Genomic DNA, 22,235 nt, shown 5'->3' with positions numbered 1-22,235 from the left:
TATGTCCACATCGCTGTTTGAAAGGTAGCAATCAGTTCTGGGGAACCATGTCGTTTTGCCGTGGACTTCCTGCGATCAGAAGGCCAACCCCCAGCAGCACGATTGCACCGATCCAGAACGGACTGGTCTGACCCAGTCGGTCGTAGCTGAAGCCGGCGGCGGCGGCTCCGAGAAAGCTGCCGAGGCTCTGCAGCCCCTGCAATCCGCCGAGGGCGGCTCCTTGGCCATCCCGCGTGAGTCGTCGGGACACCAGGGCCCGCAGGCATGGAGTCACCAGACCCGTGCCGAACGCCAAGAGAGACACCGCGCTGTAGATGACGGGCATCGATGTCTCCTTCGTGGCCAACGGCACCAAGAGGCAGCCCACCGTGAGCAGCCCAAGGCCGGTCAAGGTGAGACGCAGCTCGCCGAATCGTTTGACCAGGGGACCGATCAGTCCCCCTTGAACCACCATCGCGATCACACCAACAAGGGCGAAGGCTGCACCAGCCATCCCTTCGGTCCACGCGAAGGCGCTTTTCAGATACAGCACGAGAATGGCGGTGAAGCCGTTGAATGCCAGGAAGAAGCCGAAGAACGCCAGGGCCAGACGTCGCACGTCCGGATAGGCGAAGACCCGCTGAAGCAGCGAGACCGGGTTGAGGGCGCGTTTGCGCGGAAGCGGTTGGCGTGCCTCCACGGGATGCGTTTCCGGGAGGAAGACGCTCACCATCAGCAGGTTCACCATCGCGAAGCCGGTCGCTCCCCACGCGGGGAGGATGCGATTCATTTCTCCGAGCACACCACCGAGGCCTGGACCCAGGGCAAAGCCCAAGCCGAAGGCGACACCAATGAGTCCAAAGGCTTTGGCTCTGTTTTCGGGTGGGGTGATGTCCGCCAGCACGGCCGTGGCCGTGGGGGCGGTGCCACCGCTGATGCCATCGATGATGCGGGCGGCGAACAGCAGGGCCAACGGCAGGCCGGCGGCCGATGCCGAGGGCCAGATCTGCTGCCAGGGCAGCGACAGGGTGATCGCGAACAGGCCCATGCCCAGCACGGAGCCCCCCACGCAGATGGTGATTACCGGTTTGCGTCCGAAACGATCACTGAGGGCCCCGATCAGTGGCGCCACCAAGAACTGAGACAACGCATAGGTTCCTGACAGAAGTCCAAGGGTGCTGCCGCTGCTGGTGAACTGCGCCAGCAGATAGGGCAAGAGCGGCAGAAAGATGCTTTCGCTGAGGCGGTCGTTGAGCAGCGTGAGAAAGGCGCTCAGCAGGGTCGGTATCCGGAGGCGCTGCAAAGCTCCCGTCTGTTGAAGGAAACTCACACTCCCATAGCCTCCGTCGATGGCTCTGCGTCTGGTGTTTCCGGCTGATCACGGTTTGCTGAGGGAGATCTATGCCGATGCGATCGAAACCCAGGCGCCTGCTCTTTACACGAGGGATCAGGTGCAGGCCTGGGCCGCTTTGGCTTGGTTGCCCGGCGTGCTCGATCGGACGCTGGCCGAGGGGGTTGGCTGGATCAGCGGGGTGGATGAGGCCTTTGCCATTCGCTACCCCGAGGATCGTCTGGCCTTGCTCTATTGCCGGGGTCGCGCCGCGCGTCAGGGGCACGCGCGGGCCCTCTTGGATCAGATCGAGGCCGATGCGCGAGCCCAGGGCATCGCCAGCCTCCGGACCGAAGCCAGTCAGCTCAGCCGTCCGTTGCTGCAGCGCAGGGGTTGGCGGCTTGTGGCACCGGAAACGATTGCGATTGGAGGCATTCCTTTCGAGCGTTATTCCATGGTCAAGCCGTTGCGCCAGTCCTGCAGTTGATGGAGAGCCCGCAGGGCTGCACCGTTGCTGAGGGCATCGCTGGCTCGACGCAGGCCTTCCTCGAGGGTGGGAGCCTGACCGCAGAACCAGAGATAGGCACCGGCATTCCACACCGCTGCTTTCAGCAGCGGGCCGGTGTTGTTGAGGGCCGCAACAGCCTGTTGGCTCCAGGTGGCTTCATCGACCCATTCCACATCCGCTTCGTGGCAACCATGGTCCCGGGGATGAAGGATCAGCCGTTCGGCCTTGCTTCCGGACACTTTGGCCGTGATGCAGGCTCGTCCGATCGGAAGATCCGTTCCTCCTTCCAGACCTTTCACGGTGATCAGATTGGTTTCCCCTGCCAGTCGAAGGGCTTCCCAGGCACGGCTTTCCGTCGGTGGGTGAACGAACCCACTCACCAGAAGATGCTCGCCTTCGTGGGCGGTCCACATCAACTCCAGGCTGGCGACGGGGGGACGTTTTCCGAGTTCTTCGCGATAGCTGATCAGGCTTTCTGCCAGGGGAAAGTGATCGGGTTGATGGATGAGGGCAAAGCCGAGATGGTCGAATCCCTCCTGCACCTGGTTCAGGCTTAAGCCACGGAGCTGGAGGTTGAGGGCCTCGAACAGATCAATGGCGGTTGTTCCGTATTTGATCGGCATGCGATCGCCACCCTGGAGAACCACTGGCTGCGCGCAAGCCAGCAGAACCAGGGTGGTGATGGGATAAATCGGAGCCGTGCGGGTCCGCCCGTCGAAGGGCATCCCGAAACAGACGGGGGGATGTGCTCCTGGTGTGGAGCGGAGGACAGGACCGCGGTCTCGGTAGGTGTCCAGCATTCCCGTCAACTCCTGGGGTTCAGGCCGACGGATGCGGTGTGCGATCAGAAAAGCGCCGATTTGTGCGGGTGTGGCGTCTTGATCGAGGATCAACTGGAGTGCGTCGGCAGCTTCCTCCCGACTCATTCCCTTGCTGGTGTGTTCACCACTGCCGACTTTGCGGAGGTGGGCCTTGAAGCGTTCTTTCCCGGACGTTTGAGAATTCGTCAAAGGGCAGCTCCTGCATGAACTGAGTGTTCAGCAGCGAAGTGCCCTCAAGGTGTTGCATTTGCTACCAACCGGCTCAGCCGGCGATCAGGTTGCTGAGCCCTTCGAAGCTGCCGTGGCGTGGATGCTCGGGGTGATGGCGACCGTCGGCGTAGTAGAGCCTCTCGAGGACAAGGCTGGTGGTGTTGCTGCTGCCGATGCGCTGGCTGGCGAGGAGGCTTGTGATGGATTGGAAAAACTGACTCATCACTGCAAGTTTCACTATCGATACTTCAGCAGTTCGGGTGATGAAGAGCTGTGTTAATTGATGCGGAATCGGTTTGATGTTTGGTAGCAGTGGCTGCTTTTTTGGGCCCCATATCCAGCAACAGTCATCCCACTGCTAAGACGTTCCAACTTCGGAATGCTGCATTAAAGCAGTGCGTTCCTGTCAGTAATCATCATGACTGTTTCAACAATGACCCCGTCTCTCGCGGCTCCTTCCCAGGAGACTGTGACGGCCTCTTTGATGGCAGCAAAGAAAGCGAAAGGACTCAGCTTTGCTGATCTTGAGGCGGCCATGGGCCTCGATGAGGTGTGGATTGCCTCGTTGTTCTACGGGCAAGCCACAGCCTCGAAGGAGGAAGCCGAAAAGCTGGCAGAATTGTTGTCTCTCGATCCTGCAATCACCGCTGCTCTTCAGGATTACCCCACAAAAGGCAGCCTCGATCCTGTGATCCCTACTGATCCACTGATCTACCGCTTCTACGAGATCATGCAGGTTTATGGCATGCCTCTCAAGGATGTCATCCAGGAGAAGTTTGGCGATGGCATCATGAGTGCCATCGACTTCACTTTGGACGTCGATAAGGTTGAGGATCCCAAGGGTGATCGGGTCAAGATCACCATGTGTGGCAAATTCCTTCCCTACAAAAAGTGGTGATGGAATCGGTCTGATTCACCCACGCAGATTGTTCAATTTCATCAGCCTGGCCATATGGCCAGGCTTTTTTGATGTCTCAACGGCGGAATTGTTGGCTGAGTTGTTCGTTGGCCATGGCCCGCCGTCCGTCGTTCTCGAGCGATTGACTTAACTCCAGCAGGCAGCGTTGGCTGGCTGGTGTAGCGATGCACCCGAGGGCACGAAAGGAGGCTTCGGCAATGGCGTCAGCGCTGTTGCTGCACAGCTCCATCAGCCGTTCGGCAATCGCGGTTCCATCGCGGCGTTGCAGCAGTCGAATGGCTGCAATCACGACCGGTGCACGGAAATCATGCAGGACGCCTTCGCAAAGGTTGAGCAAGGTTGCGTCCGTCAACGTGTGGGCACGGAAGGTGAGCAACTGCAGTCCAGCGAGTCGATTTTGTTGAGCTGGATGCTCCAGGCAGCGGATCACAACCTCCTCGGGAACGTCTGCACCCCAGCAGGACAGGGCCTGTGCCAAAGCAAGACTTTGCCCATCATTGATCTCGCTGGATGTCAGCTGATTCAGGAGCCAATCGCGGGCCTCAATCTGGTGACACAAGCCGGCTGAGAGAATCAGTTCCTCTTGCAGACCATGGGTTGTGAGCAGGTGATGAATCACCGGCCATCCCGTTTCGGCGAGCATCCCGAGTTTTTCGCAAAGTGCTCGTCGCAGATCAATAGAAAGGCTGGGAGAGTAAACCTCCCCCAGCCAGGAGGGCTCCAAGGGAGCCCGTCTTGATTGCGCGAGCCTGTCCCAAAGGACGGTCTCGTCGACAGTCATCATTCGGTCAGCGTGCACCCAGCTCAGCGGCCAGTTCGCGTTCCAGCTTGTCATCGTGCTCGGTGGGAAGCACGTTGTCCATGGGAGTGCGGTGGGTGCTGTAGAAGAGCATGCCGATGAACACCATGCCGCCCACGATGTTGCCAAGGGTGACGGGCAGGAAGTTCCAGAAGATCACCTTGGTGAAGGGAACACCGGAGCCGAGGATCGGACCGGCCGTGTGCAGGAACTGATTCACAACGATGTGCTCCATGCCCATCGATTGGAACGCGGTAATGGGCAGCCAGCAGGCCAGCAGTTTTCCAGGAACGCTCTTGCTCACCAGGGCCATGGTGACGCCGAGACAGACCAGCCAGTTGGCGACGAGACCACGCAGGAAGGCAAGGAAGAAGCCAAGACTTCCGAGGGCTTCGTACTTCTTCTCAACGTTGATCTGGTTGAGGGCGATGATTTTTTGGGCAACGGCGTCCCAGATCGGAGGACCAACGTTGTCGGCGGCTCCATCCATGGTTCCGCTCGTCAGGCTGATCGCCATGATCAAAGCGACAACGGCGGTGCCGATGAAGTTGCCGAGCCAGACCCAGGCCCAGTTCCGGAATGTGGCGCCCCAGGTGCTCTTGCCAGCCCAGGTGGCCATGGGCAGCAGAGCGAAGTTGCCGGTGACGAGCTCCATGCCGAACAGCACGATGCTGGCGAAACCGAAGGGGAAGAGCAGCGAACCGACGAAGGGCAGCTTGGTGAGAATGCCAACGGTCAGGGCCAGGATCACAGCCAGGCCGAGGATGGCCCCTGAGTAAAACCCGCGAATCAGCAGGTTTTTGACGCTGACGGTGGCTTTCTTGCCGCCGGCGGCAATCATGCCGTCGACGAGCTCATTGGGAAGGACGTAATCCATTGATGATGTGAGTCGTTTCGGTGGCGCGTTGACTTAGCCGCTGATGCGATTCATCAGGCGGGAGAACAAATCGGGACTGCCTCCCTGACGGTTGGTCACGGCTCCGTCCTGACCACTGGTGCTGAGCCAGTTGACGAAACGCGAGAAAAAGTCGTTGCGGTTGGCCATGGTGATGAGTGAGTGGGGGTGCGAACACCCAGTAGGACGGATCCGTGGCTTCAAAAAGAAGCGCCACGACCGAATCACCGGGTTGGATGGACGGATTCAGGCCTTGGGGGTTGCCCCGAATTGCTCGATCAGAACCTCTTTGAGGACTGATTTGATCTCCTCAGCAGGAATGGCCTTGCGATGGATTTCGCCAACGGTTGGGTTGGGGCCCTGGGATCCACCCAGCGTGAGTGTGTAGCCCTCACCCATGACGCCTTCGCTGTTTTTGGCCTTGGTGCCGGTGAGTCCGATGGCCCCCATGTAGGCCTGCCCGCAGGTGTTGGGGCATCCGGTCCAGTGGACTTTGATCTCCTCAGGGAGATTCAATTCAGCATCGAGCTCACGGGCGGCTTCGAGGGCTTGGTCCTTGGTGTTGGTCAAGGCAAAGCCGCAGTAGGTGTTCCCCGTGCAGGACACGGTTCCTGCTGCGATGGCACCGGGCTCCAGCGGGAAGCGCTGAAGCAGAGGATCGGCCTGGAACGCGGCGAGTTTGTCGTCGCCGAGACCAACAACGATCACGTTCTGATCTTCGGTGAGGCGAATTTCACCGCTTCCGTAATTCAGGCTTGCCGTCGCTAGATCCTGGAGATCTTGAGCGCTGAGCCGGCCAACGGGAATGTGCAGACCTGCGAAGGAGAGTCCCTCTTGTTTCTGGGGATGGATGCCGTAGTGAGACCTGGGTGTTTCGTTGAACACCGAACCAGGATCGGGTGTGAGCGGGCCGAAGAGTTCTTCAACTTGGCCGCGGAATGTCTCGAGGCCAACCTGATCGAGATAGAGACGGAAGCGACCTTTCGGACGCTTGTCCCGTTCACCGTTATCCCGCCAGAGACGAATGACGGCATCGGTCATTCGGCCGATCTCATCGGGCTTCACCCAGACATTCAAGGGAATGGCGTAGGCATTCATCTGTGATGACAGGATGCCGCCGATCCACACGCCGAAGCCCATCTCTCCGTTGTGTTCAACCGGGTGGAACACGATGTCGTTATGCAGAAGGAAGTTGTCCTTGGCACCTGCGACAGCCGTATTCCATTTGCGTGGAAGGTTGGAATATTCGGGATTCCCCTCACAGTTCTTGGTCAGAAGGTTCTGAAGTTCTGTGGTGTAGGGACGGGTGTCGACAATCTCCTTGGGGTCGATCCCGGCCAATGGATTACCGGTGACATTGCGGGGATTATCGAAACCGGACTGAATCGTGCTCAATCCAGCTTCCTTGAGACGCTTCAGGATTTCGGGTAGATCGCCGAGCAGAACACCCCGCAATTGGAGGTTCTGTCGGGTGGTGATATCACAGCTGCCATTTTCTCCATACCGCTCAACAATCGAAGCCACGACCCGGACCTGCTGTGCAGACAGCACACCGTTGGGAACCCGGAGGCGCAGCATGAATTTGCCCGGCGTTTTGGGACGCCAAAACATGCCGTACCACTTCAGTCTGAGCTGAAGATCGGTTTCGTCGACCTGTTCCCAGCCGAGCTCTGCGAAACGCTCGATTTCGCTGCCAACCAGAAGGCCATCTTTATCTGCTTTGTTCTGTTCGATCTTGTTGAGCTTTTTACCGTCCAGGTATGGCCTGGATGGAGAGCTGATGGTCATGATCTTCGGTCAGATAGGAAAGACAAATCACTCAAATCAGGAGAGGTGATCGTCGAGATGGCCTGCGAGCAGGCAGCGCTTCAAAAAGAAAATGTGCGCCGAGATGAGGTTTTTTACGCGGCCACTCGTGACAACGTCGGTAACAAAACGAACACTTTTGTTGGCACGGGCTGATTGATCAGTGCCGTTGCGGTTTTGTTGCTTTGGCTACATCGAGGGGTTCTCGCTGAGCCGTAAAAGGCAGCTTGCTGAAGGTCAGTATTGGCGCCCAACCTCGCCAACCATGCGCACGGCGCCTGCTCGGATCATTTGCCAGACCCGCTTCATGGCAGCGAAGTCTCGATCGAGTTCGCTCTGGATGCGGGGCTCGTCCCGGCGGTACCGCGACCGTTGAACCGGCTCCCGGTAGGGCTCTCGATAGGACCGACTGTTCAATGGGGCACGATCGGCAAAACGTCGAGCAGGCATGACTGCGATCACGGGGACAACAACCTGATGACATCAGCCGACGTGGGCATTGATCCGTGGCCATTGCTACGGAACCGCAGTTCGGTTGGCGCGTCCTTTGCGTTGCGTCTGGTGGTGCATGGCCGTTCCGGCGGTGTGGTGCCAGTGGGTTTGACCACCCTTGTGGAGCAACTTCAGGCCAGGCGTCAGGCGCCGGTCCAGCTTGAGGTCCTGACCGCTGAGGCGTCACCGGCGACTCCGGAACAACCGCTGTTGTTAATCCCGTTGTTGCTCTGGCCAGGCACCCATGTCCGGGAGGACATCCCTCGCATTCGTCAACGGCTGCGAGCTGAGGGTGCCGATGTCACCCTGCTTCCTTTTTTGGGAGCTTGGCCCCTCTGGTGGGAGCTCGTGGTCTCCGCGCTCACGCTCCGATCGGATCCATCGATGGTGCTGGTGCATCATCCCCTGCGTGCGGGCGTGGCGGATTGTTTTCTCCGCACCCTGTCTCAGAACCTCGGTTTGCCCCTGGTTCCGTTCGATCGCTGGGCCGAGCATCACTTGCATCAACCGACCCACCGCCCTGTGCCCCTGGCACTCGCGCCCAATCGCATGACGGAGGCGCTGCGCGACGCTGAGGGCGTTCCCCCTCTTTTGGACCACCCCTTGATTCGTCAGGGCTTCATCGACTTGCTGGCTGCACTCCCGTGACTGATCACCAACCTGGAACTGTTTATCTCGTCGGTGCTGGCCCAGGGGACCCCGAGCTGCTCACGGTGAAGGCCCACCGCCTGCTGCAGACCTGCGATGCCCTGGTCTACGACTCCCTCGTGCCGAAGGAAGTTCTTGATCTGGTGTCACCGGCTTGTGAGCGCCAGTTCGTGGGCAAGCGTCGGGGCCATCATTCGGTTCCTCAACCCAGCACGAATGCCGTGTTGGTGGAGATGGCGCAGAAGCATCGCTGTGTTGTCCGCTTGAAAGGTGGGGATCCCTTCCTTTTCGGCCGCGGTGGTGAGGAGGCTGCATATTTGGCCCAACGCCAGATTCCCGTCGAAGTCGTGCCCGGTGTGACCGCCGGGATCGCCGCTCCGGCCTATGCGGGAATCCCCGTGACCCACCGCGCCGCCGGCTCTTCCGTCACCTTTGTCACCGGTCATGAGGAGATCGATAAGCGCCGCCCCTCGGTGAATTGGCGGTCACTGGCCGCAGCCAGTGATGGTTTGGTGATCTACATGGGTTTGCACAACCTCCCGCGGATCGCCGAGGAGCTCATGGCTGGTGGGTTGAGCCCAGAGACACCGGTGGCCGTGATTCAGCAGGGCACCGTCGCTGGTCAGCGGTGTTTGAAGGCCCAGCTGGTGGACGTGGCCGACAAGACCCGTGCCGAGGCGTTCAAGTCGCCGTCGATCGTTGTGGTGGGCCAGGTGATTGATCAACAGGTGGAGGCCTGTCGGCCCATGCCGGCGGCGGTGACGATGCCGATTCCGTTTTGACGCTGGTGGACCGTTGGTTTAGCTGCGTTCCTTCAGCCGAGAGCGCAGCTGGGCCAGGTTGCAGGGACGGGTCTGTTCATCCAGTTGTGCTCGGATCAAACGATCCCACGCTGTGCTGACGGCATCGAGAGAGCCAGGCAACACAAACACAAAGGTGCCGTTGGCGACACCTGCGAGGCAGCGGCTCTGCAACGTGCTGGTGCCGATGCTTTCAAATGAGAGCACGCGGAAGAGTTCGCCAAAACCGTCGATGGTTTTGTCGAGCAGGGGTGCCACGGCTTCCGGTGTGCCGTCACGTCCGGTGAGTCCGGTCCCACCGCTGGTGATGACTACATCGATCGTTGGGTCAGCAATCCAACGGCTTAACTCGGCACGGATGCGGTAGCGATCATCCGGGCAGAGGACACGATCGCCGAGGTGATGTCCGGCTGCCTCAAGGCTGGTTTTGAGTTGGTCTCCGCTTGCGTCGTCCGCCAGGGTTCGCGTGTCCGAGATCGTCAGCAGAGCGATGGCGAGGGACACGACAGGATCTTTGTTGTTTGGGATGCTAAAACCAGCGAAGACTTGTCGCCACCATGCTTCGGGTGCTGTTGTTTGCCTCGTTGCGGGACCGCGCTGGCTGGGGAGAGCGCACGCTGCAGCTGGGGTCCGATGCCGTCTCTGCAGCGCAGCTCTGGAGCCAGCTTGAGCTGGGCTCAATGCAGGGCATCAGTGTTGCTGTGAATCAGGAGCTGGTGGGTGCCGATCAGTTGCTGAAGCCTGGTGATGAGCTGGCTTTTCTGCCACCGTTCACGGGTGGTTGACGGGATCGTCGAAACAGTGGATCAGGACCGGGGGGATCGATGGGTCGAAATCCGGGACGGCGCCTTTGACCCATGGTCGGAATTGGGTCGTTGGCAGGGTGATGCCGCGGCGTGTGCGCTGTTCGTCGGGCGTGTGCGCGCCACGGCCATGGATGGTGGACCGTTGCAGGCCCTCGAGCTTGAGCATGCCCCGGGGCTGTGCGAGCGCCGGATGATGGAGATGGTGCAGCGCTTGCAGCTTGAGCATGCCGCCGGCCCTGTGCTGGTGTTGCATCGTGTGGGGCGGTTGACCCCCGGAGAGCCCATCGTGTTGGTGGCGGTGCAGGCGGACCGTCGGGGCGCGGCCCAACGCTGTTGCCATGCCCTGCTCGAGGAGTTGAAGCACCATGCCCCGTTTTGGAAGCGGGAATGGTCCGGCGGTCAGGGGACCTGGCTCACCGGCAACACCCCGCTCTGAGTGTTCAGCGTTGGATGGAGCAACCGGTAGTGGAGTGATTTCAGTCGGTCGTTGCGGATCCGACGACTGCAGGCTTGGGGGGTTGAACCACCGCTCCATTGCACCGGTGCCAGGTTCTGCCCGCTCAGGCTTCTGTGCACCAGATCCCGGAGCCGGATCGGTTCGTCATTGACCACATTCACCACGCCGCTCCAGCCGCCATCGATGGCGGCGAGCAACGCTCCAGCGGCATCGTCGACATGCACCCAGTTGCTGTAGTGCTGCCCGTTCCCGGGCCGTTCGCAACCGGCCAGCCCTTTGAGGCGATCATCGAGCACCCGTCCTGGTCCATGCAGGGCGCCGAGCCGCAGGATGCAGACCTGCCGATCCTGGATGCCCGCCAGCAGCTGCTCACTTTCCAGAAGGACGTCTCCATGGCCCGGGGTCGGATTCGGTGCCGTTGTTTCGTCCACCCAGCCGTCGTTCGCATCGCCGTACACCGCGCAGCTGCTCGTGTAGAGGATCTGCCTGAGTTCGGGCAACCGTGGCAACAGCGACGTCAGGCAGGCCAGGCTGTCGACGAAGGTGCGGCGGTAGCCATCGGCATCGACTTGACGATTCCCTTTCGGTCCCAGGCTCAGGACGGCGACGCGGCTGCCCTTCAGCGCTGCCATCAATTGGTCGGGGTCCGTCGCGTCACACAGCACCGCTTCGTGGGCCCAGCGCTGGAGCTCGACGAGCCGTTCCTGTCGTGTTGTGGTCAGGCGCAAGGGCCATTGCGGTCGTCGCGCGTGCAGTTGTTGGGCCAGTGCCATGCCCACATATCCGCATCCGACGATCGTCAGTGCCATGGCCCTGCCGGAAGATTGGTTGACCCTAGGGAGATTGGAATCAGGGTGCTGAAGGGGGGGCGGTCGTGACGGATCAGTGGAGCTTGAACCGGCTCAATTTCGAAGGCTGGTGGGAGGGGCGTGCCGCGTGGTTTGGACGTGATGCGGACGGTGCCCTTGATCTGACATCGCCGATGCAGGTGATCGACCCCACCACCTACGCGATCAGCTTCAGCGATCCGGACAACGGGGTTTGGGACGGTTCGGGCCTGTTCTTCGCTCCGGGGGGCACAGCGACCTATGCGATCAGTCGGTCCAGTTACAACGCCGGTGGGGGGTGTTGGCAGTTTCCCGGTGCCGGTGGGCAGTCGAGCCTCGTTTGGGACCGCCATGGCAGCCGCTTCGGCCATGAGATCAATCTGTTTCAGGGGCGCTCCCGCTCGATGCTGGTGCTGCTCTGGGAACCGGACGGGACGTCGTGGTCCCTCCAGCGGGTTGGTGCTGTGGCCTTCCGCTGCCGCCATGCCCCAGCAGCGGAGTTGACCCGTCCCACGTGCGGGACACCTGAGGCCCTGTTGACCCCCTTGCGTGGATGGACTGGAACGCGGCAGAGCCTGGTGCCAACCCCCGGTGTTGACGGCCGGATCAGTGCATCAGAGCCGGTCGTGTTCGCTCCTGAGTTGTTTCTGCGCCACGCTTGCTCGGCGGTCTTTCCCGATGGACTGGTCGCGTCTGTTCCGGAACGGTTGCCGGAGGGATCCTTCCAACTGGAGGTCGGGGGATTGCTGGCGCCGGATCGGTTTCAGCAGATCAGCCTTCAGTTCAATGCCGATGGGCGATTGATCCGTTGGGAGCGCCGGTGCTTTCAGCCGCCCAATCCCTGATTCCAGCCTTGGGGCTCAGAACAGAGGGCGGCGGATCAGCTGTGCCCAAAGCGGCGTGCCGGGGTCGAGGTTCCCCGCATCAGCCGGAATCTCCAGCAGGAGATCCGCTTGCTGGAGCGAGCCGATCCTTGAGGAGGCCTGGGATCCGTCGATCCGGGCCATCGGCGTTCCCCCCTCGCTGGTCTCCAACCTGGCCCGTGCCAGTTCCGGCCGCCCAGGCCGTCGGGCCAGAGGATCGGCCAGGACGACCTTCAGCCTGGGGAACAGTTCCGGGTGACTCTGCCCCTCCAACCGCTGCAGCGCCGGCCAGAGCAGTTGCAAGCCGGTGATGGCCGCGGCGACCGGATTGCCGGGCAGGCCGAAGAAAGGAACACCCTCTCCCAGCCGACCGAAAGCGAAGGGTCGACCCGGTCGCAGAAAGAGTTTCCAGAACGCCACCTCGCCGAGTTCGTCGACCAGGGGACGGATCCAGTCACTGTCGCCGGCGGAAATGCCACCGGTGCTCACCACCACGTCGCATGTGGCGGCCAGGGTTTGCAGGGCTGAGGACAGGGCTTCCAGCTGGTCGGCCACCACGCGATGTTCGGCCACGGTCTGGCCAAGGGAGCGCAGCATCGTGTCCAGAAGCGTTCCGTTGCTTTCCCAGATCGCGCCCGGTGGCCTTGGGCTACCGGCTGCCACCAGTTCATCTCCGCTGATCAGCAAGCCGATCCTGGGTTGCCGGTGCACCGACAGCTCAGCGATGCCACATCCGGCCAGTCGCGCCAGATCCGCCGGCCCCAGGCGTTGCCCCGGTTCAAGCAGCAGGTCATTGCGGCCGCATTCATCATCTTCGGCACGGATCCAGGGGCGATCAGATGCCTCTTTCACCAGGGTGAGACGTGTGCCGTCGACCTGCATCAATTCCTGCGGCAGAACCCAGCCAGCACCTTCGGGAAGCGGAGCGCCGGTGAGAATTCGAATCGATTCCCCGGCCGTCAGGGTGCCGTTGAAGGGGTGGCCTGCGGCGGAGCGACCGGTCAGGACCCAGGTGTCACCGGCCTTGGGTTGGCTGTTCTGGCCCAGGGCGTAGCCATCCATGATCGAGGCCCGGAAGCCGGGCACCGCCTCCGCTGCGCGAACCGCCGTGGCACTCACGCGCCCCAGGGCGTTCGCCAGGGGCAGGGTGACGGCACCCTGCAGCGGTTCGACCGCAGCCAGCACCTGTTCGCGGGCCTCATGGAGAGGCAGGCCTTCGCGCCCGTAGGGCTCAGCGTGTCCAGACACCGTTGCGGCCTCCGTCTTTGTGCATCAACTGGATGGCGCCGATCGTCATCCCTGGATCGACGGCTTTGAGCATGTCGTACAGGGTGAGAAGGCCGATGGAGACCGCTGTCATCGCTTCCATCTCCACGCCCGTTTGGCCCGTGGTGCGGCAGCGGCAGCTGAGCACGAGGCCAGGCAAGTCGGCGTCGGTTGCGATGCTGACGTCCATTCCGCTGAGGGGCAGCGGGTGACACAAGGGGATCAGCTCCCAGGTTCGTTTGGCGGCCTGAATGGCAGCAATGCGCGCCGTGGCCAGCAGATCCCCTTTGGGTGTTTCTCCACGACGGATCAGATCGAGGGTGTCGGCCTGCATCGTGATGGTGCCCTGGGCATGCGCTTCGCGGCGGGTGGGCTGGCGGTCGCCGACATCGACCATGTGCACCTCACCGGCTTGGTTGAGATGGCTGAGGTTGTTGTTCATGGTCAGATCATGGTGACGGTGCCGCTGCCGATGTCGAAATGGGCACTGCGGATGGTCAGCTGATTGGAGGCCGCGGCCTCGGCGAGGAGTGCACTGCGTGCCGTCAGTTGTTGGGCGCTGTGCCTGGCGTTGTTGCGGATGGCAGCGTCGAGGGTGTCCCCTGGCTGATGCAGGGCACGGATGGGTTCCACGAGCGCATCGAGCAGCGGGGTGAGCGGTGCATCACTGCGGGCTGCCGTCACCGCTCCACAACCGCTGTGACCCATCACAAGAATCAGTGGAGTTTGCAGCACGCTGACCGCGTATTCGAGGGAGGCGATGGCTTCGTCGAAGGCGGTGTTGCCGGCACTGCGGATCACGAAGAGATCGGAGGGGACCGCATCAAAAATCCACTCCGGTGCCACGCGGGAATCCGCGCAACACAGAATCGATGCCCACGGTGCTTGCCCGGTCCGGAGTGCGCTTGAGGGCACGTAGCAGTTGTCTTGCCACAGTCCGGCCATCGCATGGCTGCGCTCTTCGGCGGTGGCGGCATTGCTGGCTTGCCAGGCCGCAGCAAAACGAGCATTGCCCTGCTGCAAGGCTGTGAGCGGATCCGCTGGCCGGCAGGCTCGAAGATCAAGCTCCGCCGCCGCCGCTTTGCTACCGAGCAGCCCCGTGGCCGTCAGTCCGCAACTGAGCAGAAACGAACGACGGTTGAACACGGGTGCGCTGTGTTGGGGGTGAGGCGTTAACGGTCGCCCAGGGCTGACCAAAGCGTTGCCTCGGAGCCGACGACGGGTTCGACGTTGGCCCGCGGGGCTTCAGCTGCCGCCGTGGTGATGCGGGTCGACAGATCACGATCGCCGAGGGCGGACCACATGGCGGCCTGGCCGGCAATCACCGGCTCGACCCCTGTGTTGGGTGCCTGATGGTGTGTGGTCTGACTGTTGATCAGTTGAACAGCCAGGGATCCGACGACGAATGCGCCGAGGAAGCCGGCGGCGATGGTGACCGGGCTGCGGGCGGTCGTAGAAACGCTATGGGACACGACTGATGCCGATGAATCGACAATCAGTATGGAAACGATTGGTGTGAATCGCTACCGAATGGGTTGAATCCTGTCGCTGATTTAACAGTTTTTACGAAACCAATGCCGTCGGTGTTCTCTGAAGCGCGGCTTTCAGAAACCACCCAGCCATGTGACAGCCCCAGCAGCATTCCCAGAGACAGAGCGAAGCGCACGATGTCTTGATTCGTTGCCACCAATGTCTTCTGTGGAGGTTGTTTTAGTTGTTGCCTAGAACACCAAGATCCAGACTGGTTCTGTTCTGGACCGAGGCGTGATCAGATGGACCGTCATCGTCAATTCGATCCGGCGCGTCATTGTTTTGCTTTTGAGCAGGATTTCATCGGAGGTTGGCGATGTATCCCCCTCTGTGTGCGTCGCAAGCTTGACCTCATCGGCTTGAAGTTGAAGCTCAATCACTGGTTGGCCCTCACGCCGGTGCAGCGCCAGGAGCTCGTTGATTGGGCTGATGATGCTGCGGCGTTGGCGCTGCTCCGAGACCATCTCCGCCGCTGCACGGCGGAGATGGCGGATGGTCTGGCCGCTGATTGTTCAGCGGCGGTTGAGGAGCCATGGCAGCAGCAGGATGCTGTGCCGCCATCGATTGCCACGGCGGCGCTTCAGAGCGATGTGTCGCTCACCCCAGAGCGCTGGGCCGCGATGAATGAGCTCGAGCGTTTTGCCTTTTGCAAGTTGGTCCGCCCCGGGCACGACCATCACAACCTGGAGGCGGCGTTCAACGAAGTGCTGGGGTGAGCAGGCGCCGGAGAGCCTCAAGGCGTCCCTTTTCCTGTTCCGCTGGCTTCACCACGGACACAGCCGGGGCCACGATCACTGCGCAGGCTTTGAGTTCCGGCTGCTTGGAGATGGGACAGGCCTGATCGTGCATCAGGGTGTTGGCTTCACAGGCCTTGTCCTGGGTGAAACCCCAGTGCATGGGCAGGAACACAGACCCACGTCGGATTCTGTCGGTCACGTTCACCTTGGCGGTGAGGTGCCCACGCCGTGAGCTGATCGCCGCGAGTTCTCCGTGGCGGAGTTTGAGCTCCTGGGCGTCGGTTGGGTGGATCTCCAGCAGGGGTTCTGGATGCATGTTTTGCAGCCGTTCCACCTTCCCGGTGCGGGTCATCGTGTGCCATTGCCCGAGGTAGCGGCCCACCGTGAGCACCAGTGGATAGGTGTCGCAGGGCGGTTCCGCCAGTCCGAGGGGCTGGTCCGTCCCGAAGCGGGCACGGCCACTGGGGGTGGCGAAGTGGTGATCGCCGTAGAGACGTTTTGCGGTTTGGCTTGGCTGGGACCCGATTGGGTACGGCCATTGCTGCGGACCCTCGTCGTCCAGGAGGGCATGGCTGAGGCCGCTGACATCACAGAGGCGGCCTTGGGTGAGAGCAGTGAATTCGGCGTAAACCTCCGCGGCTGAATCGAAGTTGAACTGTTCGCTGTAGCCCAAGCGGCGGCCGACCTCGGCAAAGACCGCCCAGTCCGGCCGGCTTTCGCCGAAGGGCCGTCGATAGGCAGGGCAATAGGTGACACGCCGTTCGGAGTTGGTCATGGCGCCGGCTTTCTCACTCCACTGGGCGGCTGGCAGCAGCAGGTGGGCGTAGTGGGATGTCTCTGAATCGGCGTAGGCCTCACTCACCACCACCAGCGGGCAGTTGCCCATCGCTGCTTTGACGCGATCGAGATCCGGCATGCTCACCAAGGGGTTGGTGGCTGCCACCCACCAGAGATCAAGCTCGCCTCGTTCCATCGCTTCGACCTGTTGCCAAGCGGCCAGGCCCGGTTTGGAGGCGATGCGTCCAGGTTCGATTTTCCAGGCCTGTTCAACCTCGGTGCGGTGCTGCGCATGGGTGACGAGCCGATAGCCCGGCAGCAGATGGGCGAGGCCTCCGGCCTCGCGTCCTCCCATGGCATTGGGCTGCCCCGTGAGGGAAAAGGGACCCGTCCCTTCCTTGCCGATCTGGCCCGTGAGCAGGTGCAGATTGATCACGCCTTGCACCACAGCTGTGCCTTCTCGGCGTTGGTTCACTCCCATCGACCAGAGACTGAGCACGCGCTCGCGCCGATGGAACAGCTGAGCAACGTCCCGAAGTCGCTTCTCAGGGATGTTGCAGAAACGGGCGACCCGCCTGGGGGTCCAGCGGGCCGCGACGTCGAAAAAAGCGTCGTAATTCTCGGTGTGATCGTCGATGAAGGCCGGGTCCTGGCCGTTCTCCCGCAGGACGAGGTGGGCGATGCCGTGGAGCAGAGCCAGATCACTGCCGGGAGCAATCGGTAAGTGGATGTCCGCCGCTTTGGCGGTGTCGGTGCGGCGGGGGTCCACCACCACGATCGTGACGCTGCCCGGGTTCCGCTTCTTGCGTTTCAGCAGGCGCTGGAACAACACCGGATGGCACTCAGCGGTGTTGGTGCCGATCAGGAACGCCACGCTGCAATGGTCGAGATCCTCGTAGCAGCTGGGTGGTCCATCGGACCCCAGGCTGCGGGTGTATCCCGCCACGGCCGAGCTCATGCAGAGCCGTGAGTTGGCGTCGAAGTTGTTGGTGCCCAGGGCACCCTTGAGCAGTTTTTGGGCGAGGTAATAGTCCTCGGTGTGGAATTGGCCGGAGCCATACATGGCGATGCCATCGGCATGGCCGCGTCGGGCCACGCTGGCCTGGATCTGGCTGGTGATCCGTTCCAGCGCAGCATCCCAGCTGATGGGTTGGAAGGGCTCCTCGAGAGTGGTGCGAAACAGGGGCTCGCGTAGACGTCCGCGGGCGAGGGTTTCACCGACGGTGGCCCCTTTGATGCAGACCTGCCCCAGGCTGGAGGGATGGCTGCGATCGCCGCGGGCCGTCCACATCGGATTGCCTTCTGCATCCCGTCGCACCGCCTGGCCTTTCACGGCCGGTGGCATCAGTTCCAGGCCGCAGCCCACCCCGCAGTAGGGGCACTGGCTGTGCACGCTGCGGGGGGCGTCGGTCATTCAGAGAGCACTGGAAAGAACAAAAGCCCGGGGCCGAAGCCCCGGGATGAGCTGCGTGCGGACACGCATGGTCTGAGGAGATCTCAGGCGGTTTCGCCTTCGTGCAGTTCCGCGAAGGAGCCCTTGGGCTCCTTGAGGAAGAAGAAGCAGAAGAAGGCCACGATCAGACCGGCGACGCCCAGGATCTGGAAGAAGGCGCTGTTGGAGGCCGCGATCACCTCGGGGGTGGGTTCGCCGCCGCCGCCCATCCACATCGGCAGCAGGCTGAAGATGGTCAGGTAAGTCACAGCACCGACGTTGCCGTAGGCACCGACCAGACCGGCCACCTGACCGGTGACGCGACGTTTGACCAGGGGCACCAGCGCGAAGGTGGCGCCTTCACCGGACTGAACGAAGAAGGACGCCAGCATCGTGATCACCACGGCCACGAAAATTCCAGTGGAACCGGAGAAGGTGCCGGGCTTGATCATGCTCATCACCAGGTAACCCACGCCGAGTCCGGCGGTGAGGAAGCCCATGGTGTTTTTGCGACTGCCGACTTTGTCGGAGATCAGACCGCCGGCGGGGCGAGCCACCAGGTTCACGAAGGCGAAACAGGACGCCAGGATTCCGGCGGTGGCCTTCGGCAAATCGAAGGTGGTTTCAAAGAAGGTGGGCAGCATCGAAACCACGGCCAGTTCAGAGCCGAAGTTCACGATGTAGGTGAGCTCGAGGATCGCCACTTGGCGGAACTCGTAGCGGTCTTCTTTCGGATAGACCTTGTTGCCGAGGATCAGCTCGCGGTTGGTGCGGATGATTCCCCAGGTCTGGAACGCAAACCAGACGGCGACGGCACCGAGGGCCACGGGATAGGTGGCAGCGGTGAGGAAGCCCACCTTGGAGAGGCGCCAGCAGAGAACGCAGAGAATCGCGGCGAAGGGCACATTCATGCCCAGCAGACCCCAGAAGTCGCGCATCGAGGTGACTTCCAGGCCGGCCGTCTTGGCGGGGCGCTGGTAGGTCTTGCCTGGAGGGGTATCGGTGACGTTGAAGAAGTAGAAGACGCCGTAGACGGCGGAGATGATTCCCGTCAGGGCAATGGCACCACGCCAATTGAGGATGGCGCCCGTGGGCAGCTCAAAACCACCGGAGAAGGAGAGGAAGCCGGCGAGGGCCACCATCGTGAGGGCGGAAAAGGCGGAACCGAAGTTGCCCCAGCCGCCATAAATTCCTTCAGCAAGGCCGATTTCCTTCGGAGGGAACCATTCGGCCACCATGCGGATGCCGATGACAAAGCCGGCGCCAACGATGGACAGCAGCAGACGGGCCACCACCAATTGGTTGAAGTCTTGTGCTGATGCAAACAGCAGGCAGGGGATGGCCGAAAAGACCAGAATCGAGGAGTAGGTGATCCGCGGCCCAAATTTGTCCAGCAGCATGCCGATCAGCACGCGTGCAGGAATGGTCAGGGCCACGTTGCAAATGGCCACTGTGCGGATCTGGCCGATATCAAGGCCCAGATCGGCTTTGACGGTGGTCGCTAAGGGAGCGAGGTTGAACCAGACAACAAAGGTGAGGAAAAAAGCGATCCAAGTGAGATGAAGGGTCCGATATCTCCCTTGGAACGACCAGAGATCGCCAAGCATTTCTAGGGTGAGTGAGCGCCCCGGGGTTCAAAAGTCAGCTTCGCCGGGGGTGAGTCTGGGCGGTCAAAAAGTGAGGCCGCCTCGCCCAGCTACTCAACAGGTTCACGCCGTGCTGGTTGGTCATTTCTGTTACTAAACAATGAAAATGTGTGCCTCGCTGAGCATTAAGCAGACTGATGGATGTGATCAGAAAAAATTCTCACGCTTTGCTTGGTAGTGCTTGTTACCGCAATTTGATGCGCTGATTGATGGATTTGATGTCAGGCGATCGCTTGTGGCCTCAGTCCCTTCGGGCCTTGGTGCTCTCCGGAGGCATGAGTCGACGCATGGGGCAGGACAAGGCCCTGATGCCGCATCCCAGCGGTGGCGTCTGGTTGACGGCGCTGGTGGGTGTCCTGCAGCAAGCGGGTCTGCCGGTGATGGTGCTGACCCGGCATGCCAGCCACGTTGCGCTGTTGTCTGGTTGGAGCAATGTCGATCTGGTGCTGGAGCCGGAGCCTTGGGAGGGGCCACTGATGGCGTTGTCCAAGGTCCTGTCTGAGCGTGATGGCGAGCCTTTGCTGGTCTGTCCGGTCGACATGCCCCAGTTGACGGCACCGATTCTTCAGAGGCTTGTGGCGGCCTGGATGGAGCAGCCCCATGCGATGGCGGTGGCCGATGACGGCATGCGTCTCCAACCGTTGCTGGCGATCATTCCGTCTGGGCAGCCCTTTCAAACGGCATTGCGGTGTTGTCTGGACTCCGGCGAGCGCCGTTGGCTGGCCTGGATGGAGCACGTCCCATATCAGCGGGTGCGGATGCCGGCGGATGCACTGCTGAACGTCAACCGTCCTCGAGATCTGTCAGCGTTGGAACCATGAGCATTGCGCCATTGCCTGCTGACCGGCATGGGCGACCCCTTGGGGTCCTACGGCTGTCATTGACGGGGCGTTGCAATTTGGCGTGTCCTTATTGCTGCCCCGATGACGCTGACCCTCCGGACCTGCTGACCCTTGAGCAGCAGGTCCGGCTGATTCGTGTCGGTTGTGGCCTTGGCATCCACACCCTGCGGTTGACCGGTGGTGAACCGTTGCTGAGCCGTCGTTTGCTGCCCCTTCTGCAGCGTGTGACCGAAGGACGTGCCACACCCGCTCACCCGTTGCAGGGATTGCGCGACATTGCCCTGACCACCAATGGTGTGCTGTTGACCGAAGCACGGGCCAGTGCCCTGTGGGCTGCTGGCCTTGATCGGATCACGATCAGCCTCGATGCCGTGGACGGGCCGTTGGCGGCCCGGATGGCCGGCCTGCGCGGCGGGGCTGAGGCCGGCACACGACTCGTTCAACAGGTGTTGGCAGGGTTGGAGGCGGCCCGGGCCGCAGGGTTTGATCCTCGATCGGGTGCTTTGAAGCTCAACGCCGTGATCCAGCGAGGCGTCAACGATGATCAGCTCCTTCCTCTGGTGGAGCTGGCGCGACAGCGGCGGGTGGAATTGCGGCTGATCGAATATATGGATGTCGGCAATCGCAACGGCTGGGGTCCAGAGCAGGTTGTGCCGGCGGCCGAGATGATCCAGCGCATCCATGCCCATTGGCCGCTCGAGGCTCTGGGCCGGGGGATCGGAGGAACGGCCCGACGCTGGCGATTTAGCGATGGCCATGGAGCCGTCGCTGTGATCGCTTCAATCAGTGAGCCGTTCTGCGGGGATTGCAATCGCCTTCGCGTCACCGCCGATGGGCAGGCCTTCACCTGTTTGTTCGCTGCAACTGGAGTGGATTTACGACCCCATTTGCAGGATGAGCATCGGCTTCGGCAGCGTCTGGTTGCCCTTTGGCACGATCGCCACGATCGCTACAGCGAACAGCGCGCTGAAACGCCACCGGACCGACCCCATGCCGAAATGGCGTATTTAGGCGGTTGAACCGTTGCCGACGCCACCGTTTGTCCGGGGAAACCCCGGTACAACCGGGCCAGCAATCGGGCCTGGATCAGGCCCACGGGTGATGTTCGAACTGCTTCCTTTTCAACGATTTCGGGACACCCCATCCGTGCGCTTTTTCGACGTCACCGTGGCGACGTCCAATGCCAGGGATCTGGTCATTCACAGCGGACCAGCGGTCAGTCCGCCCGACGCGGTCGACAGCGGAGCTTGGCAGTTCTATTTGCATCCGCATCAGGAGGACAATCTGTTGGCGGCCAGTGGCGGCCGGACGTTCTTTTTGGTGAATTTGGCCTGGGAACAGCCGTTTCACATTGTTCGGCTCGAAAGCGGTGGTGACATCCTGCGTATTCCCCCCGGCACCTTCCATCGCTCGATCTCCGATCCCGATGGTTCCGTCGTTTTGAACCAGGCGGTTCGTGAGGAAGGCGCTTCTCTGGTGCAGGAATTTCGCGTCTACAACAGCGCCGAGATCCCGGCCTTGATGGCGGCCACCCATCGCTCTGCTCGGAAGCCCCAGTTGCACGGTGTGGAACCTTTGCTTCAGGCGGCCTGAACCAGGTTGCGTGAGCAGGTTTCCGTTCCGGAGGCTTCCTCAGTGATCTGAATCTTCCAGTTCAGTTCACTGGCTGTTCCGGGGGGACCGCTGAAGCTGCCGCTCACGGCTGCGGTGAGTTCCGGCTTGGAGGAGGTGGCCAGCACCACATAGTGCTCGTTGATTTCCATGCCGGCACTGGGATCAAAGCCGCGCCAGCCCGCCCCGGGCAGGTAGACCTCCGCCCAGGCATGCAGGTCGTAGTCCTTCGGG

General features: G+C 61.6%; 28 protein-coding genes and 1 pseudogene. 11 read left to right on the top strand and 18 right to left on the bottom strand.

Going from position 1 to position 22,235, the window contains the following annotated elements; translation table 11 throughout:
* Nucleotides 1–31: 31 nt before the first annotated feature.
* A complete protein-coding gene (locus tag ACGVKB_RS03535; RefSeq protein WP_392349900.1) occupies nt 32–1,282 on the bottom strand; it encodes an MFS transporter in 1,251 nt (416 codons plus the stop codon).
* A gap of 46 nt (nt 1,283–1,328) precedes the next feature.
* Here ACGVKB_RS03535 and ACGVKB_RS03530 point away from each other — a divergent pair, with 46 nt between their 5' ends.
* On the top strand, nt 1,329–1,796 hold the full coding sequence (locus ACGVKB_RS03530; protein ID WP_392349899.1) for a GNAT family N-acetyltransferase: 468 nt from the start codon (nt 1,329–1,331) through the stop codon (nt 1,794–1,796).
* Here the strand turns inward: ACGVKB_RS03530 and ACGVKB_RS03525 are convergent.
* Nucleotides 1,757–2,827, bottom strand: coding sequence for an anthranilate phosphoribosyltransferase family protein (locus tag ACGVKB_RS03525; RefSeq protein WP_392349898.1), 1,071 nt, complete (start codon nt 2,825–2,827; stop codon nt 1,757–1,759). The genes ACGVKB_RS03530 and ACGVKB_RS03525 overlap by 40 nt on opposite strands.
* 73 nt (nt 2,828–2,900) lie before the next feature.
* Nucleotides 2,901–3,071, bottom strand: a complete 171-nt coding sequence (locus tag ACGVKB_RS03520) for a cyanate hydratase (RefSeq protein WP_392349897.1) — start codon at nt 3,069–3,071, stop codon at nt 2,901–2,903.
* A 210-nt stretch (nt 3,072–3,281) separates the two neighbouring features.
* Here ACGVKB_RS03520 and cynS point away from each other — a divergent pair, with 210 nt between their 5' ends.
* On the top strand, nt 3,282–3,746 hold the full coding sequence (cynS, locus tag ACGVKB_RS03515) for a cyanase (RefSeq protein WP_392349896.1): 465 nt from the start codon (nt 3,282–3,284) through the stop codon (nt 3,744–3,746).
* A gap of 76 nt (nt 3,747–3,822) precedes the next feature.
* Here cynS and ACGVKB_RS03510 read toward each other — a convergent pair whose 3' ends face one another.
* The 5 genes from ACGVKB_RS03510 to ACGVKB_RS03490 all read right to left on the bottom strand — a co-directional run bounded on the left by ACGVKB_RS03510 (nt 3,823) and on the right by ACGVKB_RS03490 (nt 7,717).
* Nucleotides 3,823–4,548: a HEAT repeat domain-containing protein gene (locus ACGVKB_RS03510; RefSeq protein WP_392349895.1), complete on the bottom strand. Its 726-nt coding sequence runs from the start codon at nt 4,546–4,548 to the stop codon at nt 3,823–3,825.
* Between the two features lie 7 nt (nt 4,549–4,555).
* Nucleotides 4,556–5,443: a formate/nitrite transporter family protein gene (locus ACGVKB_RS03505; protein WP_392349894.1), complete on the bottom strand. Its 888-nt coding sequence runs from the start codon at nt 5,441–5,443 to the stop codon at nt 4,556–4,558.
* 33 nt (nt 5,444–5,476) lie between these two features.
* Nucleotides 5,477–5,611, bottom strand: a complete 135-nt coding sequence (locus ACGVKB_RS03500; protein WP_392349893.1) for a ferredoxin--nitrite reductase — start codon at nt 5,609–5,611, stop codon at nt 5,477–5,479.
* Nucleotides 5,612–5,707: 96 nt separating this feature from the next.
* Complete coding sequence (locus ACGVKB_RS03495; RefSeq protein ID WP_392349892.1) at nt 5,708–7,249, bottom strand: ferredoxin--nitrite reductase; 1,542 nt, start codon at nt 7,247–7,249, stop codon at nt 5,708–5,710.
* Between the two features lie 255 nt (nt 7,250–7,504).
* Nucleotides 7,505–7,717, bottom strand: a complete 213-nt coding sequence (locus ACGVKB_RS03490; RefSeq protein ID WP_392349891.1) for a hypothetical protein — start codon at nt 7,715–7,717, stop codon at nt 7,505–7,507.
* Nucleotides 7,718–7,744: 27 nt separating this feature from the next.
* Between ACGVKB_RS03490 and ACGVKB_RS03485 the strand changes: the two genes are divergently transcribed.
* Together ACGVKB_RS03485 and cobA are read left to right on the top strand one after the other, a co-directional pair.
* On the top strand, nt 7,745–8,407 hold the full coding sequence (locus tag ACGVKB_RS03485) for a CbiX/SirB N-terminal domain-containing protein (RefSeq protein WP_392349890.1): 663 nt from the start codon (nt 7,745–7,747) through the stop codon (nt 8,405–8,407).
* Nucleotides 8,404–9,189, top strand: coding sequence for a uroporphyrinogen-III C-methyltransferase (gene cobA / locus ACGVKB_RS03480; RefSeq protein ID WP_392349889.1), 786 nt, complete (start codon nt 8,404–8,406; stop codon nt 9,187–9,189). Before ACGVKB_RS03485 ends, cobA begins: the two co-directional genes overlap by 4 nt.
* 18 nt (nt 9,190–9,207) lie before the next feature.
* On the opposite strand, the gene moaB is transcribed toward cobA, so the two are convergent.
* Nucleotides 9,208–9,711, bottom strand: a complete 504-nt coding sequence (moaB, locus tag ACGVKB_RS03475) for a molybdenum cofactor biosynthesis protein B (RefSeq protein WP_392349888.1) — start codon at nt 9,709–9,711, stop codon at nt 9,208–9,210.
* A 53-nt stretch (nt 9,712–9,764) separates the two neighbouring features.
* Between moaB and ACGVKB_RS03470 the strand changes: the two genes are divergently transcribed.
* Both ACGVKB_RS03470 and ACGVKB_RS03465 read left to right on the top strand, forming a co-directional pair.
* Entirely contained in the window at nt 9,765–9,992 is a 228-nt protein-coding gene (locus ACGVKB_RS03470; protein ID WP_392349887.1) for a MoaD/ThiS family protein, read from the top strand.
* The gene (locus ACGVKB_RS03465; protein WP_392349886.1) at nt 9,985–10,449 is read left to right on the top strand and encodes a molybdenum cofactor biosynthesis protein MoaE; all 465 of its coding nucleotides are present in this window, start codon (nt 9,985–9,987) and stop codon (nt 10,447–10,449) included. Before ACGVKB_RS03470 ends, ACGVKB_RS03465 begins: the two co-directional genes overlap by 8 nt.
* Here ACGVKB_RS03465 and ACGVKB_RS03460 read toward each other — a convergent pair.
* Nucleotides 10,413–11,279: an NAD-dependent epimerase/dehydratase family protein gene (locus ACGVKB_RS03460; RefSeq protein ID WP_392349885.1), complete on the bottom strand. Its 867-nt coding sequence runs from the start codon at nt 11,277–11,279 to the stop codon at nt 10,413–10,415. The two genes, ACGVKB_RS03465 and ACGVKB_RS03460, sit on opposite strands and share 37 nt — an antisense overlap.
* A gap of 65 nt (nt 11,280–11,344) precedes the next feature.
* On the opposite strand from ACGVKB_RS03460, the gene ACGVKB_RS03455 reads away from it, so the two are divergent.
* Nucleotides 11,345–12,142, top strand: coding sequence for a hypothetical protein (locus ACGVKB_RS03455; protein WP_392349884.1), 798 nt, complete (start codon nt 11,345–11,347; stop codon nt 12,140–12,142).
* Nucleotides 12,143–12,157: 15 nt separating this feature from the next.
* Here ACGVKB_RS03455 and ACGVKB_RS03450 read toward each other — a convergent pair whose 3' ends face one another.
* From ACGVKB_RS03450 to ACGVKB_RS03430, 5 genes are read right to left on the bottom strand one after another with little or no spacing between them, the layout of a single operon-like run.
* Entirely contained in the window at nt 12,158–13,408 is a 1,251-nt protein-coding gene (locus ACGVKB_RS03450) for a molybdopterin molybdotransferase MoeA (protein ID WP_392349883.1), read from the bottom strand.
* Nucleotides 13,392–13,868, bottom strand: coding sequence for a cyclic pyranopterin monophosphate synthase MoaC (gene moaC / locus ACGVKB_RS03445; protein WP_392349882.1), 477 nt, complete (start codon nt 13,866–13,868; stop codon nt 13,392–13,394). The genes ACGVKB_RS03450 and moaC overlap by 17 nt, the downstream gene beginning before the upstream one ends.
* 2 nt (nt 13,869–13,870) lie before the next feature.
* A complete protein-coding gene (locus ACGVKB_RS03440; protein ID WP_392349881.1) occupies nt 13,871–14,572 on the bottom strand; it encodes a carbonic anhydrase in 702 nt (233 codons plus the stop codon).
* Nucleotides 14,573–14,598: 26 nt separating this feature from the next.
* Nucleotides 14,599–14,898: a hypothetical protein gene (locus ACGVKB_RS03435; RefSeq protein WP_392349880.1), complete on the bottom strand. Its 300-nt coding sequence runs from the start codon at nt 14,896–14,898 to the stop codon at nt 14,599–14,601.
* Nucleotides 14,899–14,921: 23 nt separating this feature from the next.
* On the bottom strand, nt 14,922–15,113 hold the full coding sequence (locus tag ACGVKB_RS03430) for a hypothetical protein (RefSeq protein ID WP_392349879.1): 192 nt from the start codon (nt 15,111–15,113) through the stop codon (nt 14,922–14,924).
* An 85-nt stretch (nt 15,114–15,198) separates the two neighbouring features.
* Here ACGVKB_RS03430 and ACGVKB_RS03425 point away from each other — a divergent pair, with 85 nt between their 5' ends.
* Complete coding sequence (locus ACGVKB_RS03425; RefSeq protein WP_392349878.1) at nt 15,199–15,672, top strand: nitrate reductase associated protein; 474 nt, start codon at nt 15,199–15,201, stop codon at nt 15,670–15,672.
* Here ACGVKB_RS03425 and ACGVKB_RS03420 read toward each other — a convergent pair.
* Both ACGVKB_RS03420 and ACGVKB_RS03415 read right to left on the bottom strand, forming a co-directional pair.
* Entirely contained in the window at nt 15,653–17,884 is a 2,232-nt protein-coding gene (locus ACGVKB_RS03420) for a nitrate reductase (RefSeq protein ID WP_392349877.1), read from the bottom strand. The two genes, ACGVKB_RS03425 and ACGVKB_RS03420, sit on opposite strands and share 20 nt — an antisense overlap.
* 83 nt (nt 17,885–17,967) lie before the next feature.
* Entirely contained in the window at nt 17,968–19,509 is a 1,542-nt protein-coding gene (locus ACGVKB_RS03415; RefSeq protein WP_392349876.1) for a NarK family nitrate/nitrite MFS transporter, read from the bottom strand.
* A 248-nt stretch (nt 19,510–19,757) separates the two neighbouring features.
* On the opposite strand from ACGVKB_RS03415, the gene ACGVKB_RS03410 reads away from it, so the two are divergent.
* The 3 genes from ACGVKB_RS03410 to ACGVKB_RS03400 all read left to right on the top strand — a co-directional run bounded on the left by ACGVKB_RS03410 (nt 19,758) and on the right by ACGVKB_RS03400 (nt 21,983).
* Nucleotides 19,758–20,369 carry a molybdenum cofactor guanylyltransferase gene (locus tag ACGVKB_RS03410; RefSeq protein ID WP_392349875.1) on the top strand — a complete coding sequence of 204 codons (612 nt, stop codon included), beginning with the start codon at nt 19,758–19,760 and terminating at the stop codon, nt 20,367–20,369.
* Entirely contained in the window at nt 20,366–21,409 is a 1,044-nt protein-coding gene (locus ACGVKB_RS03405; protein ID WP_392349874.1) for a GTP 3',8-cyclase MoaA, read from the top strand. Before ACGVKB_RS03410 ends, ACGVKB_RS03405 begins: the two co-directional genes overlap by 4 nt.
* Nucleotides 21,410–21,491: 82 nt before the next feature.
* Nucleotides 21,492–21,983, top strand: a complete 492-nt coding sequence (locus tag ACGVKB_RS03400) for a redox protein (RefSeq protein WP_392349873.1) — start codon at nt 21,492–21,494, stop codon at nt 21,981–21,983.
* Here the strand turns inward: ACGVKB_RS03400 and ACGVKB_RS03395 are convergent.
* Nucleotides 21,971–22,235: pseudogene (locus ACGVKB_RS03395) on the bottom strand (transglutaminase family protein); the annotation flags it as partial. The gene ACGVKB_RS03400 and the pseudogene ACGVKB_RS03395 overlap by 13 nt on opposite strands.

Origin of the sequence: Parasynechococcus sp. (assembly GCF_042954325.1) — a bacterium.
Taxonomy (GTDB): Bacteria; Cyanobacteriota; Cyanobacteriia; order PCC-6307; family Cyanobiaceae; genus Parasynechococcus.
This window is presented reverse-complemented; position numbering and strand designations above follow the sequence as displayed.

Coding starts and splice junctions, on each gene's coding strand:
- cynS (WP_392349896.1), top strand. CDS start 3,282: ATGACCCCGTCTCTCGCGGCTCCTTCCCAGGAGACTGTGACGGCCTCT.
- ACGVKB_RS03420 (WP_392349877.1), bottom strand. CDS start 17,884: ATGACCGACGCCCCCCGCAGCGTGCACAGCCAGTGCCCCTACTGCGGG.
- moaC (WP_392349882.1), bottom strand. CDS start 13,868: ATGAACAACAACCTCAGCCATCTCAACCAAGCCGGTGAGGTGCACATG.
- ACGVKB_RS03505 (WP_392349894.1), bottom strand. CDS start 5,443: ATGGATTACGTCCTTCCCAATGAGCTCGTCGACGGCATGATTGCCGCC.
- ACGVKB_RS03510 (WP_392349895.1), bottom strand. CDS start 4,548: ATGACTGTCGACGAGACCGTCCTTTGGGACAGGCTCGCGCAATCAAGA.
- ACGVKB_RS03485 (WP_392349890.1), top strand. CDS start 7,745: ATGACATCAGCCGACGTGGGCATTGATCCGTGGCCATTGCTACGGAAC.
- ACGVKB_RS03460 (WP_392349885.1), bottom strand. CDS start 11,279: ATGGCACTGACGATCGTCGGATGCGGATATGTGGGCATGGCACTGGCC.
- ACGVKB_RS03415 (WP_392349876.1), bottom strand. CDS start 19,509: ATGCTTGGCGATCTCTGGTCGTTCCAAGGGAGATATCGGACCCTTCAT.
- ACGVKB_RS03495 (WP_392349892.1), bottom strand. CDS start 7,249: ATGACCATCAGCTCTCCATCCAGGCCATACCTGGACGGTAAAAAGCTC.
- ACGVKB_RS03520 (WP_392349897.1), bottom strand. CDS start 3,071: ATGAGTCAGTTTTTCCAATCCATCACAAGCCTCCTCGCCAGCCAGCGC.
- ACGVKB_RS03410 (WP_392349875.1), top strand. CDS start 19,758: ATGGATTTGATGTCAGGCGATCGCTTGTGGCCTCAGTCCCTTCGGGCC.
- ACGVKB_RS03470 (WP_392349887.1), top strand. CDS start 9,765: ATGCTTCGGGTGCTGTTGTTTGCCTCGTTGCGGGACCGCGCTGGCTGG.
- ACGVKB_RS03490 (WP_392349891.1), bottom strand. CDS start 7,717: ATGCCTGCTCGACGTTTTGCCGATCGTGCCCCATTGAACAGTCGGTCC.
- ACGVKB_RS03405 (WP_392349874.1), top strand. CDS start 20,366: ATGAGCATTGCGCCATTGCCTGCTGACCGGCATGGGCGACCCCTTGGG.
- ACGVKB_RS03530 (WP_392349899.1), top strand. CDS start 1,329: ATGGCTCTGCGTCTGGTGTTTCCGGCTGATCACGGTTTGCTGAGGGAG.
- ACGVKB_RS03425 (WP_392349878.1), top strand. CDS start 15,199: ATGGACCGTCATCGTCAATTCGATCCGGCGCGTCATTGTTTTGCTTTT.
- ACGVKB_RS03400 (WP_392349873.1), top strand. CDS start 21,492: ATGTTCGAACTGCTTCCTTTTCAACGATTTCGGGACACCCCATCCGTG.
- ACGVKB_RS03500 (WP_392349893.1), bottom strand. CDS start 5,611: ATGGCCAACCGCAACGACTTTTTCTCGCGTTTCGTCAACTGGCTCAGC.